Origin of the sequence: Pseudomonas sp. UBA7500 (genome assembly GCF_002478435.1) — a bacterium.
Taxonomy (GTDB): Bacteria; Pseudomonadota; Gammaproteobacteria; order Pseudomonadales; family Pseudomonadaceae; genus Aquipseudomonas; species Aquipseudomonas palmensis.
The window spans coordinates 153,776-170,119 of sequence record NZ_DLNW01000006.1; the positions used below are offsets into that span (position 1 = coordinate 153,776).

Sequence of the window (16,344 nt, forward strand, 5' to 3'; positions counted from 1 at the left end):
GGCTCTCAGTTCTCGATCGGCCGGGCCGCCGGCAGGTCGTTGCGGCGGCGGTGGAACAGGCGCTCCAGGGCCAAGTATATGACCGGCGTGGTGAACAGTGTCAGCGCCTGGCTGACCAGCAGCCCGCCCACCACCGCGATGCCCAGCGGCTGGCGCAGCTCGGCCCCGGCCCCGGCGCCGAGCATCAGTGGCACCGCGCCCAGCAGGGCGGCCAGGGTGGTCATGATGATCGGACGAAAGCGCGTCAGGCACGCCTCGTGGATCGCCGCCTCTGGCGCAAGCCCGCGCTGGCGCTGGGCCTCCAGGGCAAAGTCGATGAGCAGGATGCCGTTCTTCTTGACGATGCCGATCAGCAGCACCACGCCGATCAGGCCCATGATGGTGAAGTCCTGGCCCATCAGCCACAGCAGCGCCAGTGCGCCAAGGCCCGCCGAAGGCAGGGTGGAGATGATGGTCAGCGGGTGCACGAAGCTCTCGTAGAGCACCCCCAGAATGATGTACACCGCCACCAGCGCGGCCAGGATCAACCACGGCTGGCTCGACAGCGAACTCTGGAAGGCCTGGGCCGCGCCCTGGAAGGTGCCGATGATCGAGGCCGGCATGCCCAGCTCGCGCTGGGTGCGTTCGAGGATGCTCACCGCATCGCCCAGGGCCACCCCCGGTGCCAGGTTGAACGACAGGTTGGCGGCCGGGAACAGCCCGTCGTGGCTGATCGACAGCGGCCCGGTGCTGGGCGCCGCGACCTTGGCCAGCGCTGCCAGCGGCACCATCTCGCCACTGAGGGGCGAGCGCAGGTAGAAGTAGGCCAGGCTCTCGGCCTTGCCACGCTGGCGTGCATCGATTTCCAGGATCACCTTGTACTGGTTGGTCTCGGTCTGGAACTCGCTGATCTGACGCTGGCCGAAGGCGTCGTACAGCGCCTGGTCGACGTCGGCGGTGGTCAGGCCGAAACGCGCGGCGGCCTGGCGGTCGATGTCGATGTGGGTCACGCTGGCGCCCAGCTGCAGGTCGTTGGACAGGTCGCGGAACGCCGGGTTGGCGTGCAGGCGTTCGGTCAGGCGCTGGGTCCACAGGTTGAGCGCCGGGCCGTCGTTGCTCTTGAGCACGTACTGGTACTGGCTGCGGCTGGGCCCAGAGCTGAGGTTGATGTCCTGCCCGGCCCGCAGGTACAGCACCAGGCCCGGCACCTGGGCGGCCTTGGGGCGCAGCCGGTCGATGAACTCGCTGGCCGACACGTCGCGCTGGGCAGGGTCCTTGAGGGCGATCCAGAAGCGCCCGTTGGCGATGGTCTGGTTGCTGCCGGTAACCCCCACCGAGTGCGAGAACGCGCGTACCGCAGGGTCGGCCTCGATGATCTTCGCCAGCGCCTGGTGCTTGCGCACCATGTCCGGGTACGACACGTCGGCTGCGGCCTCGGTGGTGCCGAGGATGAAGCCGGTGTCCTGCACCGGAAAGAAGCCCTTGGGAATGGCCACGTAGCCGCCGATGGCCAGGGCCAGGGTCACGAAGAACAGCCCGAGCATCAGCCGCTGGTGCGCCAGGGCCCTGACCAGCAGCCGATCGTAACCGGCCACCAGGCGCTCGCCGAAGGTCGGCGCGGCGTGCTCGGGGTGTTGCGGGCGGCGCATGAACAGCGCGCACAGGGTCGGCGCCAGGGTCAGCGAGACCACCACCGAAATCAGGATGGTGGAGGTGGCGGTGAGGGCGAACTCCTTGAACAGCCGCCCCACCACGCCCCCCATGAACAGCAGCGGGATGAACGCGGCCACCAGCGAGAAGCTGATCGAGACCACGGTGAAGCCGATTTCGCCGGCGCCCTTGAGGGCAGCCGTGCGGCTGTCGTCGCCGGCCTCCAGGTGCCGGTGGATGTTTTCCACCACCACGATGGCATCGTCCACCACAAACCCCACGGCGATGACGATGGCCACCAGGGTCAGGTTGTTCAGGCTGAAGCCGAACAGGTACATCAGCGCGAAGCTGGCCACCAGCGATACCCCCAGCACGCTGGAGACGATCAGCGTGGCCGACCACTGGCGCAGGAACAGCGCCATGACCGCGATCACCAGCAGCACGGCGATCAGCAGGGTGATCTCCACCTCGTGCAGCGAGGCGCGGATGGTCTGGGTGCGGTCGCTGAGCACCGACACCTGCACCGATGCCGGGAGCATTTCCTCCAGGTGCGGCAGCGCCTGCATGACCCGGTCCACGGTGTCGACGATGTTGGCCCCGGGCTGGCGGAACACCACCAGGTTGAGGCCTTCCTGGTCGCCGGACCAGGCTTTGACATAGGCGTTTTCGGCGCCGTTGATGACCGTGGCCACGTCCTTGAGGTGCACCGGGGCGCCGTCGCGGTAGGCGACGATGAGCTGGGCGTATTCATCGGGGTGGAACAACTGGTCGTTGGTGGCCAGGGTCGACACGCTGCTGTCGCCGTACAGCGCGCCCTTGGCCAGGTTGAGGCTGGTCTGCTGGATGGCCTGGCGCAGGTCGGCCAGGGTCAGGCCGATGGCGGCGAGTTTTTCCGGCTGGGCCTGCACGCGAATCGCCGGGCGCTGCTGGCCGGTGATGTTGACCAGCCCGACCCCGTCGATCTGGCTCAGCTGGCGTGCCAGCAGGGTTTCGGCGTAGTCGCTCAGTTCGTTGGCCGGCATCTGCGCGGAGCTGACGGTCATGATCAGCACCGGGCTGTCGGCCGGGTTGACCTTGCGCCAGGTGGGCAGGCTCGGCATGTCCTGGGGCAGGCGCGAGGAGGCGGTGTTGATCGCGGCCTGGACTTCCTGGGCGGCGGTGTCGATGTTCTTGTCGAGGGTGAACTGCAGGATCAGGCTGGTGGAGCCCAGTGCGCTGCTGGAGGTCATCTGGGTCATGCCGGGGATGGCGCTGAACTGCACCTCCAGCGGGGTGGCCACCGACGAGGCCATGGTCTCGGGGCTGGCGCCGGGCAGCTGCGCGCTGACCTGAATGGTGGGGAAGTCCGCCTCGGGCAGCGGTGCCACCGGCAACTGCGGGAACGCCACCACGCCCAGCAGCACCAGGGCGAAGGTCAGCAGCAGGGTGGCCACCGGGCGGTCGATGCACCACGCACTGATCGAGCTGCGCCCGCTCATGGCTGCACACCGCTGCCGGCAACATCGTCGCCGACGGGCGCGGCGGGCGGGGCTGCCAGCACCTCGACCCGGGCGCCGGGCCTGAGCCGCGACTGCCCGTCGGCCACCAGCGTGTCGTTGACCGCTACGCCGCTGATCACGTTGAGGTTGCTGTCCTGATACAGCACCTTGACCGGCACCACCGCGACCTTGTTGCCCTCGACGCGGTACACGAAGTGCTGGTCGATGCCCCGCTGCACCACGCCGGGGGGCACCACCAGCGCATCGCGCTGGATGCTGGTCTGGATCTTCAGGCTCACCAGTTGCCCCGGCCACAGGCGGGCCTGGGCATTGTCGAACGCGGCCTTGGCGCGCAGGGTGCCGGTGTTGGCGGCGATCTGGTTGTCGATCAGGCTCAGGTGCCCTTCACCCAGCAGCAGGCCGCCGCTGTCGCCGTTGCCTTCGAGGTAGGCACGGATCGGCGCCGGGGGTTCGGCGGCCACCAGCCCCTGCAGGGTCGGCAGCCATTGCTGCGGCACGGCGAACTCCACCGCAATGGGGTCGATCTGGGTCACGCTGAACAGGCCCTGGGCGTCGCTGGTGCGCACCAGATTGCCTTCGTCGATGTTGCGAATGCCCACCCGTCCGGTGACCGGCGAGCGGATCTGGGTATACGACAACTGCACCTTGGCCGCGGCGATCGCTGCCTGGTTGCCGAGGATGCTTGCCTTGAGCTGGTTGACGAGCGCCTGCTGCTGGTCGAGGGTCTGGCGCGAGATGCCATTGTCTTCGCTGAGCAGGCGGTAGCGCCTGAGGTCGACCTCGGCCACCTGCTGCTGGGCCTGGCTCTGGCCCAGTTGCGCCTGGGCCTGCTCGAGGCTGGCGCGGATGCTGCGGTCATCCAGGGTGGCCAGCAGGTCGCCGGCCTGCACCGACTGGCCCTCCTTGACCAGGATCCGGGTCAGCACGCCCTCCACCTGGGGGCGGATCTGCACGCTGTGCAGCGACTGCACCGCGCCGATGGCGCTGAGGTAGTGCGGCACATCCTGCTGCTGCACCTGGATCACACTGACCGGGGTGGCCACGGGCATGGCCGGTTGGCTGGCCGTGTGGCGACCGAAAGTCAGGTACAGCGCCAGGCCCAGCAGCAACGCTATCAGGCCGAAAAAAAACACTCGAGAGCTGGAAATTCGCATGCGTGCACGGCGCCAGGGCAGAAAAAGGAGGGCTGTCAGTAGGTTATAGCTGCTACTGGGGGTCAGCAGTGTGACGCCCACCTGTCAGCGCTGTCAGCTGGCAGATGGCCAAGTGCCAATAGTCTGCGCTGGATCAAGGTTTTACTAAATGTTGCCCCGTAGAGTCTCTCGCCCTGCCGCCCCTCCACCTATAAAAACGCGAGCGCTTTCGATGAAGAGCAATCTGCCTGTGACCGGCCGCAATGTAGATTACCCCGGTGACGCGAATATCCTTTCCACCACCGATCTGACCAGCGCCATTACCTATGCCAACGAGGATTTTCTCAAGGTCAGCGGGTTCGAGCGCGACGAGCTGATTGGCCAGTTGCACCATGTGGTACGCCATCCCGACATGCCTTCCCAGGCCTTTGCGCAGATGTGGCAGACCCTCAAGGCCGGCCGCTCGTGGATGGGGCTGGTGAAGAACCGCTGCAAGAATGGCGACCATTACTGGGTCAGCGCATTCGTGTCGCCGGTCACCAGCCAGGGCCAGACGGTGGAGTACCAGTCGGTGCGCACCAAGCCCACCCCGGCGCAGGTGGAGGCCGCCGAACGCTGCTATGCACGCTTGCGCCAGCAGCGCCCGTTGCCCTGGTGGCAACGCCTGCCGCGCCCTGGCCTGGCGTTGCAACTGGGGCTGGGCACAGGCCTGGTGCTGGCAGTGGTGCTGGGCACCAGCCGCCTGCTGTTGCCGACGCTGCCGTGGCAGTGGCTGCTGGAGCTGGTGGCCGCCGGTGGGCTCAGTGCGCTGCTGGTGTCGGTGCTGCTGCGCCCACTGGAACAACTACGGGTGCGGGCGCAGTCGATTGCCGACAACCCGTTGAGCCAGCAGCTGTATACCGGCAAGGCGGGCGCCGTGGGGCAGATCGAGTTCGCCCTGCTGATGCTCGAGGCGCAGATCGGGGCGGTGGTGGGGCGCATTGGCGACACCTCGCAGCGCCTGGCCGGCCACACCGCAGAGCTGGCCCAGCACCTGCAGCACAGCCACACCACCACGCTGGGCCAGCAAGGCGAGGCCGATCAGGTGGCGGCGGCAATCAACCAGATGACCACCAGCGTGGCCGAGGTGGCCAGCAATGCCCAGCAGGCTTCGGAGGCCGCCGAGCATGCCGAAGATGCCACCCAGAATGGTCACCAGCTGGTGGACCGCAGCCGCAGCAGCATCCTCGAACTGGCCAGCGCACTGAGCGCTGCCACCGAGGTTATCCACACCCTGGAAGGCCACAGCATGGAAATTTCCGGGGTGCTGTCGGTTATCCACAGCATCGCCGAGCAGACCAACCTGCTGGCACTGAACGCGGCCATCGAGGCGGCGCGGGCGGGGGATCAGGGGCGTGGCTTTGCGGTGGTCGCCGATGAGGTGCGCGGCCTGGCCAAGCGCACGGCCGAGTCCACCGGCGAAATCCAGCGCATGATCAGCGCCTTGCAGCGCGGCACCCGCGATGCGGTGCAGGCCATGCACGAGAGCCGCGAGCATGCCGGGCAGAGCGTCGAGCAGGCGCAGCAGGCGGCGGTGGCGCTGGACGGCATCAGCCAGCAGGTCAACCAGATCAGCGAGATGAGCCTGCAGATTGCTGCGGCGGTGGAGCAGCAGAGCCTGGTCAGCGAAGACATCAACCGCAACATCATCAGCATTCGCCAGGCCAGCGAAGAGAGCGTGGTGGCCGGTCAGCACGGGCATGCCAACGCCAGCGACGTGGCCGGCCTGGCCGAAGACCTCCGGCGCCTGGCCGAGGAGTTCTGGCAGCGCCGCTAGGCGCCGCTCAGAAACCGATGAAGCTGTAGTGGCCAGCCGATGTGCTGCACACCCGGGCGCCGGCCTGATGCAGTTGCTCGACCAGTGCCGGGTTTTCCACGTGCAGGGTCCAGGGCGCCAGCGCGGCGTTGCCCGGGGCATGCAGGGCGGCGTGCAGCGCCCCGGTGTCGGGCAGGTAGGCGGTGAAGCCGTTGCCCTTGAGCGCGCTGGTGGTGATGCCCAGTTGCTGGCAGATCTGCACCTTGGCGTGGATATCGTCGCGGTCGGCCTGGCGCGAGCGCTCGATCAGCTCGGCCAGTTGGCGGTCCATCAGTTGGCTGCCGTGGATCAGTACCGGACCGCGTTGCCAGGCTTCGGTCGGGCAGTCCTTGGCGTCGGGGCGCAACGGGATGTGCGGGTTGATTTCCATCGGGTAGATGCGGCACACCAGCGGCCGGCGCTCATAGATGCGGCACAGGTTGTCGGCATCCAGATTGCGGCAGGCGCCGGGGTTGAACGCGGCGAAGGTGATGGCCACGTGTGCCTGGGTACTGCCGCAGGGCACGGCGCAGGCACGGCGGGTGGCGTGCTCGCGCTGGGCGTCGGGCAGGCCCAGGCCGTTGGCCAGAAAGGCCTCCACCAGCACGATGAGCTGGCCGCCATCTGCCACCCAGTGGCGCGCTTCGTCGAGGGTCAGGGGAACGTGGTGGCCATTGCAGCATTTGCCACAGCCGGTGCAGTCGAACTGGAGTGAGGTTGCAGCGCTGGTCACGGTTTGGCGGGGGTCCATTCGGTGATGAAGGCAGTCTTGCGCTGCTTGTCGAACAGGCACAGCTCGCTGCCTTTCTGGTTCTTCATGTGCTTTTGCGGGTAGTGGCCGCTGATCAGCAGGGCACTGTAGCCGACGCGGTGGTCGAACTCGGCCGGCTTGCTGGCGGGCCGGGCATCCTTGAACTGGCTGGCGGCGAGGCAGGCCCTGGTCAGGGCTTGTTCGTGGTCGGCCCAGGCCTGGTCGCTGGAGGCATGGGCGCCGAGGCTGAACAGGGCCAGCAGGGCGAAGGTGAGGGCTTTCATGATGGGCGGCTCATGAGGGGAGAGGCCGCTGATTATGCCAGAGCATCGGTTTTTGCAGGAGCGGGAGCGTTTCAGCGTTTGTCCGGTTTTTTTCGCCGGCAAGGCCGGCTCCTACAAGGGTACGCGGTGCCTGTAGGAGCCGGCCTTGCCGGCGAAGGGGGCCAGCTCAGCGCTCGGCGAAAGCCACCGCCCGCGCGGCCACGATCAGGCAATCGGTGAGTTCCGGCGAGGAGAACTTGGTCAGCACCGCGTTCGCCCCTGCCAGCCGGGCTTTCTCGCTGTTCATCGCGCTGTCCAGCGAGGTATGCAGCAGTACATAGAGGTGCTGGAAGTCAGGCGTTTCGCGCAGCGTGCGGGTGAAGGCGTAGCCGTCCATCTCGGACATCTCGATGTCCGAGACCACTACGTTGATCTCCCGGTCGGTGCCCTGCAGCTCCAGCAGGGTGTCGATGGCATCCTTGGCGCTCTTGGCGGTGTGGCATTCCAGCCCCAGGCCGCGCAGGGTCAGCACCGACTGGTGGAGTGCCACATGGCTGTCATCGACCACCAGTATGTTGGTGGCCTGCAGAACGGCGGCGTCTTCGGGGTTCAGCTCGCTGCTGCTCACTTCACGCGGCGGCGGCGCAATGCCGTGAATGACCTTTTCGATGTCCAGCACCTGCACCAGCGTGCCGTCCACCTGGGTTACCCCGGTGATGAATGCCTTGCTGCTCGACCCGTAGGGCGGCGGCTTGATGTCGGTACTCAGGCAATGCACGATGCGGCTTACCGCCTGCACGTGCAGGCCCTGCTTGGAGCGGCTGATGTCGGTGACGATCAGGCAGCCGCCGTTGGGGTCTTCCAGCGGGCGCTCGCCGATGGCGCGCGACAGGTCGATGACCGACAGCGAGTTGCCCCGCAGGGTGGCCACGCCTTTGACGTGCGGGTGCGATTCCGGGAGCTTGGTCAGGGGCGGGCAAGGGATGATCTCGCTGACCTTGAGCAGGTTGATTGCCATCAGCTTGCCGCTGCGCAGGGTGAACAGCAGCAGCGACAGCGAGTCGGCGCGGGCATTTTGCGAGGCCATAGGCACCTTCAGGGCAAAGAGAATAAGGGATCTGCCGGGTTATCGACCCGAGCACGCCAGGCTTTAATCCGCCACTGCACTTCAGCGTAGCCCCAGTCGGCGGGCCAGGCGGCTGAGGTTGGCGCGGTCCAGGCCCAGCTCGCGCGCGGCACTGGCCCAGTTGTGCTGGTGGCGCTCCAGGCAGGCCTCGATCAGCTGGCGCTGGTACAGGTCCAGGGCCTGGCGCAGGTCGGTGCCGGGCGGTGGTGGCAGTGGCGCCGCCACGCTGGGCGCTGCCCCCGGGCCGGCGCCGGGCAGGTCGAAGTCGCGGGCCTCCAGGGTGAGGATCTTCGGCCGCTCGGGGTGCTGGCCCAGCGCCTTGAGCGACGAGCGGCCGATCAGGTGCTCCAGTTCGCGCACATTGCCCGGCCAGTCGTACGCCAGCAGCGCGGCCTGGGCATCGCTGCTCAGGCGCAGGCTGTTCAGGCCCATGCGCGAGCGGTTCTGCTCCAGGAAGTAGCCACTGAGCAGCAGCACGTCGCGCCCGCGCTCGCGCAGCGCCGGCACCCGCAGCGGGTACACGCTCAGGCGGTGGTAGAAGTCGGCGCGGTAGCGCCCGGCACGCACTTCCTCGGCCAGGTCGCGGTTGGTGGCGGCAATCAGGCGCACATCCACCTGGTGCTCCTGGTCCGAGCCCAGGCGCTGCAGCTGTCCGCTTTGCAGCACGCGCAGCAACTTGGCCTGCACGGCCAGCGACAGTTCGCCCACTTCGTCGAGAAACAGTGTGCCGCCGTTGGCCAGCTCGAACTTGCCGCGTCGCTCGCCCACCGCGCCGGTGAAGGCGCCGCGCACATGGCCGAACAGCTCGCTCTCGACCAGGGTGTCGGGCAAGGCGGCACAGTTGAGGCTGATCATCGGCTTGTCGGCACGCGCCGACTGCTGGTGGATGGCCTGGGCCACCAGCTCCTTGCCGACTCCGGTTTCACCGGTGACCAGTACGGTCAGGTCGCTGCCGGCGACCAGGCGGATCTCTTCGAGCAGGTGCTTGTGGGCCTTGCTCTGGCCGATCAGTTCCTGGTGCTGCTGGCCGCTGGCCTGGCGGTAGATCTCGGCGCGCTGGTGTTCGTCTTCGGCGCGCAGGGCCAGGCGTTCGATACGTTGCGCCACGTTGACCGTGGCGGCGGCCAGGCTGGCGAAGGCCTGCAGGGCGTCCAGCTCGACCTGCTGGAAGCGCTCCGGGGCCAGCGCATCGAGGGTGATCAGGCCCCAGGGCCGTTCGTCGACGAACAGCGGGCAGCCCATGCAGTCGTGTACCTCCAGGTGCTGGTGCAGGCCCTCGACCAGGCCGTCGTAGGGGTCGGGCAGCTGGCTGTCGCTGGCAAAGCGGGTCGGCTCGCTGCGGCTGAGCAGGGCGGCGAAGCGCGGGTGTTCGCTGACCTTGAAGCGCCGGCCCAGGGTGTCGGGGCTCAGGCCGTCCACCGCCAGGGGGACCAGCCATTCGCCATCCAGGCGCAGCAGCGCGGCGGCGTCGCATGGCAACAGGGCGCGCATGGCTTCGAGCAGGCGACGGTAGCGTTCGCGTTCGGGCAGCTCGCGAGACAGGTCGCTGACCAGGGGCAGCAGTGCGGTAAGCAGGGATTTTGCGGTCATGATGACTCCTTCGAGTCTTTATGACTCTAGCAGGGCTGTGGTCAATTTGACTCAAAAATATTCAAGCTATTGATTTATATGGATTTAATAGTTGGCACGAAAGCTGAAACAACCCGGGCAGATTATCCAGAAGCCATAAGGCCCGGGAGTTACCCATGCTCAATGCCCAAGATCGTGCCATCGTCAAAGCCACCGTTCCGCTGCTGGAAAGCGGCGGCGAGGCGCTGACCACGCATTTCTACAAACTGATGCTCAGCGAATACCCCGAGGTGCGTCCGTTGTTCAACCAGGCCAACCAGGCCAGCGGCGACCAGCCGCGGGCGCTGGCCAATGGCGTACTGATGTATGCACGCCATATCGACCAGCTCGAGCAACTGGGCGGCCTGGTGAACCAGATCATCAACAAGCACGTGGCGCTGCAGATCCTGCCCGAGCATTACCCGATCGTCGGCGCCTGCCTGCTGCGTGCCATCGAAGAGGTGCTCGGCAAGGAGATCGCCACCCCCGAGGTCATCGCGGCCTGGGGCGCGGCCTACCAGCAACTGGCCGATATCCTGATCGGCGCCGAAGAGGGCCTGTACCAGCAGAAGGCCCAGGCGCCGGGTGGCTGGCGCGGTGCGCGGGCGTTCCGGCTGGCGGCGCGGGTGCAGGAGAGCAGCGAGATCGTCTCGTTCCACTTCGCCCCGCTCGATGGCGGCCCGGTCCTCAAGGGCGAGCCCGGCCAGTACCTGGGCCTGAAGGTGCAGATCGATGGCCAGGAGCACCGGCGCAACTATTCATTGTCGGCGCTGGGTGACGGCCGCGAGTACCGCATCAGCGTCAAGCGCGAGGCGGGCGGCAAGGTGTCCAACTACCTGCATGAGCAACTGCAGGTGGGCGATACCCTGGAGCTGTTCCCGCCGGCGGGCGAGTTCACCCTGAGCGCCAGCGACAAGCCGCTGGTGCTGATCAGCGGCGGGGTAGGGATCACCCCGACCCTGGCGATGCTCGACGCGGCCCTGGCCAGCGGTCGCCTGGTGCACTTCATTCATTGCGCGCGCAACGGTGCTGTGCATGCGTTTCGCGACTGGGTGGACGAACGCGCGGCGCGTCATCCGCAGCTCAAGCGCTTCTATTGCTACGCCGAGGATGACGGGGTGAGCCTGCCGGCCGACGCCGTGGGGCTGCTGAGCCAGGATCAACTGGCGCAGTGGCTGCCGGTCGAGCGTGACCTGGACGCGTACTTCCTGGGGCCCAAGGGCTTCATGGCGGCGATCAGGCGTCAGCTCAAGGCCCTGGGGGTGCCGGAGCAGCAGAGCCGCTACGAGTTCTTCGGGCCGGCGGCAGCACTCGAGTAAGGGCCGGGGCCTGTTCGCCGGCAATGCCGGCGCCTGCAGGTGCACGCATGTGCTGTGGGCGCCGGCTAAGCTGCCGACCTTAATCTTCTTTTAATCGGTTTAACCTTCACTCCCTGTGGTCATGGTCGGCGTGTAGAATTGCGCCCAGGCTTGAGCCACCTATCTAGTGAAGGGAACGGGAATGAACGATCTAACGCAGCGCCTGAATCGGGAACGGCGCTTTCTGGTACTGCTGGGCGCCATCTGCCTGGCGCTGATCGGCGGTGCCCTGTACATGCAGATCGTGCTGGGCGAGGCACCATGTCCACTGTGCATCCTGCAGCGCTATGCATTGCTGTTCATCGCCCTGTTCGCCTTCATCGGTGCGGCCATGCCCGGGCGGCGCAGCCTCACGCTGTTCGAGGCCCTGGTGGTGCTGAGCGCCATCGGCGGCATTGCTGCAGCGGGCAACCACGCCTACATTCTGGCCAACCCGGCCGTCAGTTGCGGCATCGACCCCCTGCAGCCGATCGTCGACGGCCTGCCGCTGGCCTCGGTGCTGCCGCTGGTGTTCCAGGTGGATGGTTTCTGCTCGACGCCGTACCCGCCGGTGCTGGGGCTGTCGCTGGCGCAATGGGCGCTGCTGGCCTTCGTGCTGACCGCCGTGCTGGTGCCGCTGGGCATCTACCGCAACCGTCGCCAGCGTTAGACAAAAGTCCCGTGTCGAGGCAAGTGCGCAGGGCTTGAGAATTTTCCGAAGAAGTCGCCTCCAGGTTGACCTGGATCAAGTCCCAACCCTTGCGGTACGGGCATTTCAGGGCTACAGCCAGGGGTGCGACAAACTGTCGCGAAATTGATTTTTGCTGCGCTATTGTTACGTTTTCTGTAAAGGACTGTTGCTCAATAAGTCATAGTCATGGCCATGTTACGTCACTACAATCGCCCCCAATTTCCGTTCGGCACCGCTTGCGAGTTGCAGGATTAAAGGAGCTCCGGCCCCTTTCGTGACTCTGACGAGCATCGCCTGCGGCGATGCCGGGCTGACCCCCCTCCCGTGATTTTCCGCACCAAATGGAATTGGTCTGTAAACAGGCCTGATTGCCTACGAAGTCAAAACAATAAGCACCGTTGCACACCGGTTCTGCCGAGCAGCCGCAGCTGAATTCCGGCGTGACCGTATTCGATCCCATAAATGCTGACGCTTGGCAGGACGAAGTGTTGGCGACCAAAACACAAATTGCATTGAAGCAAGCTGCTCTAGAGGTCGTGAGATGAGTAAAAAGCGTTACCCCAGACTGTTTGGCATTCTGCCCTTTTTAGGCATGCTTTTACTCAGTGGGTGCAACTGGACCCTGCTCGACCCGAAGGGCCAGGTCGGCATTGAGCAAAGGAACCTGATCCTGATCGCTACCGGCCTGATGTTGCTGGTGGTGATTCCTGTCATTTTCATGACGATCGCGTTCGCGTGGAAGTATCGCGCCTCCAACAAGGCTGCCACCTACACCCCTGACTGGTCGCACTCGACCAAGATCGAAGTGGCCGTATGGTCCATCCCGGTGCTGATCATCATCGCCCTGGGTTATGTCACCTACCTCTCCACCCACAAGCTGGACCCGTACCGTCCACTGGATTCCGACGTGAAGCCGGTGCAGATCGACGTGGTCGCGCTGGACTGGAAATGGCTGTTCATCTACCCGGAACAGGGTATTGCCACGGTCAACAAGATCGTCTTCCCGGCCAACACCCCGGTCAATTTCCGCGTGACCTCCGACGCCGTGATGAACTCGTTCTTCATCCCGGGCCTGGGCGGCCAGATCTACGCGATGGCGGGCATGACCACCAAGCTGCACCTGATTGCCAACCAGAACGCCGAGTTCGACGGGATCTCCGCCAACTACAGCGGTGCCGGCTTCACCGGCATGAAGTTCAAGGCGATCGCCACGTCCCAGGAAGATTTCGAGGCGTGGGTCAACGAGGTCAAGCAGTCGCCGCAACAACTGGACAAGGCCACCTACGAGGCTCTGGCCAAACCTAGCGAAAACAACCCGGTTGCGCTCTACAGCGTGGCCCCGGAAAACATGTTCCAGTCCATCGTCGACAAGTACGAGGGCATGAACCGTGGCAAGCCGGTGGTGCACGAGAAGAAAGAGCACAAAGAAGCGGCCGAAGCGATGGACGTGAGTATGCATTCAGCTGCTGGGGCAGAGGAGTAAAAGATGTTCGGTAAACTTAGTCTGGACGCGATCCCGTATCACGAGCCGATAGTCATGGTGACCCTCGCCATGATCGCGCTCGGCGGTCTCGCGTTGGTTGCTGCAATCACCTATTTCCGCAAGTGGACCTACTTGTGGACCGAGTGGCTGACGTCGGTCGACCACAAGAAGATCGGGGTGATGTACATCATCGTCGCGATGGTCATGCTGCTGCGCGGCTTTGCCGACGCCATCATGATGCGTACCCAGCTGGCCATGGCCACTGGCGGCGCCGAGGGCTATCTGCCTCCTGAACACTATGACCAGATCTTCACCGCTCACGGTGTGATCATGATCATCTTCATGGCGATGCCGTTCTTCACCGGCCTGATGAACCTGGCCCTGCCTCTGCAGATCGGTGCACGTGACGTTGCCTTCCCGTTCCTCAACTCCCTGAGCTTCTGGCTGCTGGTGTCCGGCGTTGCGCTGGTCAACATCTCCCTGGGCGTGGGCGAGTTCGCCAAGACCGGCTGGGTGGCCTATCCACCGCTGGCGGGTATCCAGTACAGCCCTGGGGTCGGTGTCGACTACTACATCTGGGCGCTACAGATATCCGGATTGGGGACAACGCTGACCGGTGTCAACTTCCTGGCCACCGTGCTGAAAATGCGCGCCCCTGGCATGAAGCTGATGGACATGCCGATCTTCACCTGGACCTGCACCTGGGCCAACATCCTGATCGTGGCTTCGTTCCCGATCCTGACCGCGACCCTGGCACTGCTGACCGTTGACCGTTATCTGGACTTCCACATTTTCACCAACGAGCTTGGTGGGAACCCGATGATGTACGTCAACCTGTTCTGGGCATGGGGTCACCCTGAGGTGTACATCCTGATCCTGCCGGCGTTCGGCGTGTTCTCGGAAGTCATCTCGACCTTTACCGGCAAGCGCCTGTTCGGTCACAAGTCGATGATCTACGCCTCGGGTGCGATCTCGGTTCTGGGCTTCGGCGTATGGCTGCACCACTTCTTCACCATGGGTTCGGGCGCCAGCGTCAACACCTTCTTCGGTCTGGCGACCATGCTCATTTCGATCCCGACCGGGGTCAAGCTGTTCAACTGGCTGTTCACGATCTACCAGGGCCGTCTGCGCTTCACCGCGCCAGTGCTGTGGACCCTGGGCTTCATGGTGACCTTCTCGATCGGCGGCATGACCGGCGTACTGCTGGCCGTACCTGGTGCTGACTTCGTGCTGCACAACAGCCTGTTCGTGATCGCTCACTTCCACAACGTGATCATCGGTGGTGCGGTGTTCGGCTACATTGCCGGCTTCGCCTTCTGGTTCCCGAAAGCCTTCGGTTTCACCCTGAACGAGAAGTGGGGCAAGGCTGCCTTCTGGTTCTGGATCTCCGGTTTCTACGTGGCCTTCATGCCGCTGTACGCACTGGGCTTCATGGGCATGACCCGTCGTCTGAACCACTCGGACAACCCTGCCTGGGAACCGTACCTGTACGTGGCCGTGGTCGGTGCCGTGCTGATCCTGTTCGGTATCGCCTGCCAGCTGATCCAGCTGTACGTGTCGATCCGCGATCGCAAGGACAACATGGACGTCACTGGCGACCCATGGAATGCGCATACCCTGGAATGGTCGACCTCGTCGCCACCGCCGTTCTACAACTTCGCCACCATGCCGGAAAAAGTCGGCCTGGACGCATGGACCGAAGCCAAGCGCGCCGGTATCGCCTACAAGGCTCCGGCCCAGTACGCACCGATCCACATGCCGAACAACACCGCTACCGGTCTGTACATGGGCGCGCTGTTGACCGTCTTCGGTTTCGCCACCATCTGGCACATCTGGTGGTTGGCCGCGGTCGGCCTGATCGGCACCATCGCTGTCTTCGTTGCTCACGCTGCGCGTGACGACCAGGGCTACATGGTTCCTGCCGAGGAAGTGGCACGTATCGAAGGTGAGCGTCTGAAGCACCTCGGTCTGGCTACCGGCTCGCCAGTCGGTGCGCCTGTCGAATCGTTTGAACGGGTTTAATCAATGTCCAGTCATGTAATCAATGCTGATGCTGCTCATGGTCACGACCATGGGCACGAAGAACACCACGACTCGGGCCAGATGACCGTATTCGGTTTCTGGCTGTACCTGATGACCGACTGCATCCTGTTTGCGTCGATCTTCGCAGCCTACGCGGTGCTGTCCGGCAACTTTGCCGGCGGCCCGTCGGGTCACGACATCTTCGAATTGCCGTATGTACTGGCTGAAACCGCGCTGCTGCTGTTCTCCAGTATCACCTTCGGCTTCGCCATGCTGCAGATGTACAAGGGCAACAAGAACGGTGTACTGGCCTGGCTGGCAGTCACCTTCCTGCTCGGCCTTGGCTTCATCGTCATGGAAGTCAACGAGTTCCACCTGCTGATCAGCGAAGGCTTCGGCCCGCAGCGCAGCGGCTTCCTGTCGGGCTTCTTCGCCCTGGTCGGCACCCACGGTCTGCACGTGACCGGTGGTCTGATCTGGATGGCCGTGATGATGTACCAGATCCAGAAGAAGGGCATCACCGGTTCGGCCAAGACCCGCATGGGTTGCCTGAGCCTGTTCTGGCACTTCCTGGACGTGGTCTGGATCTGCGTATTCACCGTTGTCTATCTGCTGGGGGTTCTGTAAATGGCTAACGCACATAACGAGCACGCCGAGGGCAGCCACGGCAGCGTGAAGTCGTACGCAATCGGCTTCGTACTGTCGGTGATCCTGACGCTGATCCCGTTCGGTCTGGTGATGTACCCGACCTTGCCCAAAGACATGACCGTACTGATCGTGGTGGCCTTCGCGGTCATCCAGATCGTCGTGCACCTGTACTACTTCCTGCACCTGGACCGTTCGCCAGAGCAGCGTGAGAACGTCAGCGCCTTCCTGTTCACCGGGTTGGTCATTGCACTGTTGGTCGGCCTGTCGCTGTGGATCATGTTCAGCATCCACACCAGCATGATGGCGAAGTGAGGTAAGAC

13 protein-coding genes and 1 pseudogene are annotated in these 16,344 nt (G+C 64.7%); 8 read left to right on the forward strand and 6 right to left on the reverse strand.

What is annotated here, in order from left to right:
* Nucleotides 1–5: 5 nt before the first annotated feature.
* Together B4I46_RS05690 and B4I46_RS05695 are read right to left on the reverse strand one after the other, a co-directional pair.
* Nucleotides 6–3,107 (reverse strand): multidrug efflux RND transporter permease subunit, encoded by a 3,102-nt coding sequence (locus tag B4I46_RS05690; RefSeq protein WP_100632999.1) that lies wholly within the window; start codon nucleotides 3,105–3,107, stop codon nucleotides 6–8.
* Nucleotides 3,104–4,282: an efflux RND transporter periplasmic adaptor subunit gene (locus B4I46_RS05695; RefSeq protein WP_286898988.1), complete on the reverse strand. Its 1,179-nt coding sequence runs from the start codon at nucleotides 4,280–4,282 to the stop codon at nucleotides 3,104–3,106. The genes B4I46_RS05690 and B4I46_RS05695 overlap by 4 nt, the downstream gene beginning before the upstream one ends.
* A 211-nt stretch (nucleotides 4,283–4,493) precedes the next feature.
* On the opposite strand from B4I46_RS05695, the pseudogene B4I46_RS25575 reads away from it, so the two are divergent.
* A pseudogene (locus B4I46_RS25575) lies at nucleotides 4,494–4,823 on the forward strand (PAS domain-containing protein); the annotation flags it as partial.
* Nucleotides 4,824–4,985: 162 nt separating this feature from the next.
* Entirely contained in the window at nucleotides 4,986–6,077 is a 1,092-nt protein-coding gene (locus tag B4I46_RS05700; protein WP_387517202.1) for a methyl-accepting chemotaxis protein, read from the forward strand.
* Nucleotides 6,078–6,084: 7 nt separating this feature from the next.
* Here B4I46_RS05700 and B4I46_RS05705 read toward each other — a convergent pair whose 3' ends face one another.
* The 4 genes from B4I46_RS05705 to norR form a co-directional block, all read right to left on the reverse strand.
* The gene (locus tag B4I46_RS05705; RefSeq protein WP_078479911.1) at nucleotides 6,085–6,846 is read right to left on the reverse strand and encodes a YkgJ family cysteine cluster protein; all 762 of its coding nucleotides are present in this window, start codon (nucleotides 6,844–6,846) and stop codon (nucleotides 6,085–6,087) included.
* Nucleotides 6,825–7,130, reverse strand: a complete 306-nt coding sequence (locus tag B4I46_RS05710; protein ID WP_286898990.1) for a hypothetical protein — start codon at nucleotides 7,128–7,130, stop codon at nucleotides 6,825–6,827. Before B4I46_RS05710 ends, B4I46_RS05705 begins: the two co-directional genes overlap by 22 nt.
* A gap of 166 nt (nucleotides 7,131–7,296) precedes the next feature.
* Entirely contained in the window at nucleotides 7,297–8,196 is a 900-nt protein-coding gene (locus B4I46_RS05715) for a chemotaxis protein (protein ID WP_043864400.1), read from the reverse strand.
* A gap of 81 nt (nucleotides 8,197–8,277) precedes the next feature.
* Nucleotides 8,278–9,825: a nitric oxide reductase transcriptional regulator NorR gene (gene norR / locus B4I46_RS05720; protein ID WP_043864401.1), complete on the reverse strand. Its 1,548-nt coding sequence runs from the start codon at nucleotides 9,823–9,825 to the stop codon at nucleotides 8,278–8,280.
* 155 nt (nucleotides 9,826–9,980) lie between these two features.
* Here norR and hmpA point away from each other — a divergent pair, with 155 nt between their 5' ends.
* The 6 genes from hmpA to cyoD all read left to right on the forward strand — a co-directional run bounded on the left by hmpA (nucleotide 9,981) and on the right by cyoD (nucleotide 16,336).
* Nucleotides 9,981–11,162 (forward strand): NO-inducible flavohemoprotein, encoded by a 1,182-nt coding sequence (gene hmpA / locus B4I46_RS05725; RefSeq protein WP_054916293.1) that lies wholly within the window; start codon nucleotides 9,981–9,983, stop codon nucleotides 11,160–11,162.
* A gap of 181 nt (nucleotides 11,163–11,343) precedes the next feature.
* Nucleotides 11,344–11,850: a disulfide bond formation protein B gene (locus B4I46_RS05730; protein WP_286898993.1), complete on the forward strand. Its 507-nt coding sequence runs from the start codon at nucleotides 11,344–11,346 to the stop codon at nucleotides 11,848–11,850.
* A gap of 562 nt (nucleotides 11,851–12,412) precedes the next feature.
* Nucleotides 12,413–13,354: a ubiquinol oxidase subunit II gene (gene cyoA, locus B4I46_RS05735; protein ID WP_043864404.1), complete on the forward strand. Its 942-nt coding sequence runs from the start codon at nucleotides 12,413–12,415 to the stop codon at nucleotides 13,352–13,354.
* Between the two features lie 3 nt (nucleotides 13,355–13,357).
* Nucleotides 13,358–15,376 (forward strand): cytochrome o ubiquinol oxidase subunit I, encoded by a 2,019-nt coding sequence (gene cyoB, locus B4I46_RS05740; RefSeq protein WP_043864405.1) that lies wholly within the window; start codon nucleotides 13,358–13,360, stop codon nucleotides 15,374–15,376.
* A gap of 3 nt (nucleotides 15,377–15,379) precedes the next feature.
* Nucleotides 15,380–16,003 (forward strand): cytochrome o ubiquinol oxidase subunit III, encoded by a 624-nt coding sequence (gene cyoC, locus B4I46_RS05745; RefSeq protein ID WP_043864406.1) that lies wholly within the window; start codon nucleotides 15,380–15,382, stop codon nucleotides 16,001–16,003.
* Nucleotides 16,004–16,336: a cytochrome o ubiquinol oxidase subunit IV gene (gene cyoD / locus B4I46_RS05750; protein ID WP_043864407.1), complete on the forward strand. Its 333-nt coding sequence runs from the start codon at nucleotides 16,004–16,006 to the stop codon at nucleotides 16,334–16,336. It begins immediately after the preceding gene.
* Nucleotides 16,337–16,344: the final 8 nt, after the last annotated feature.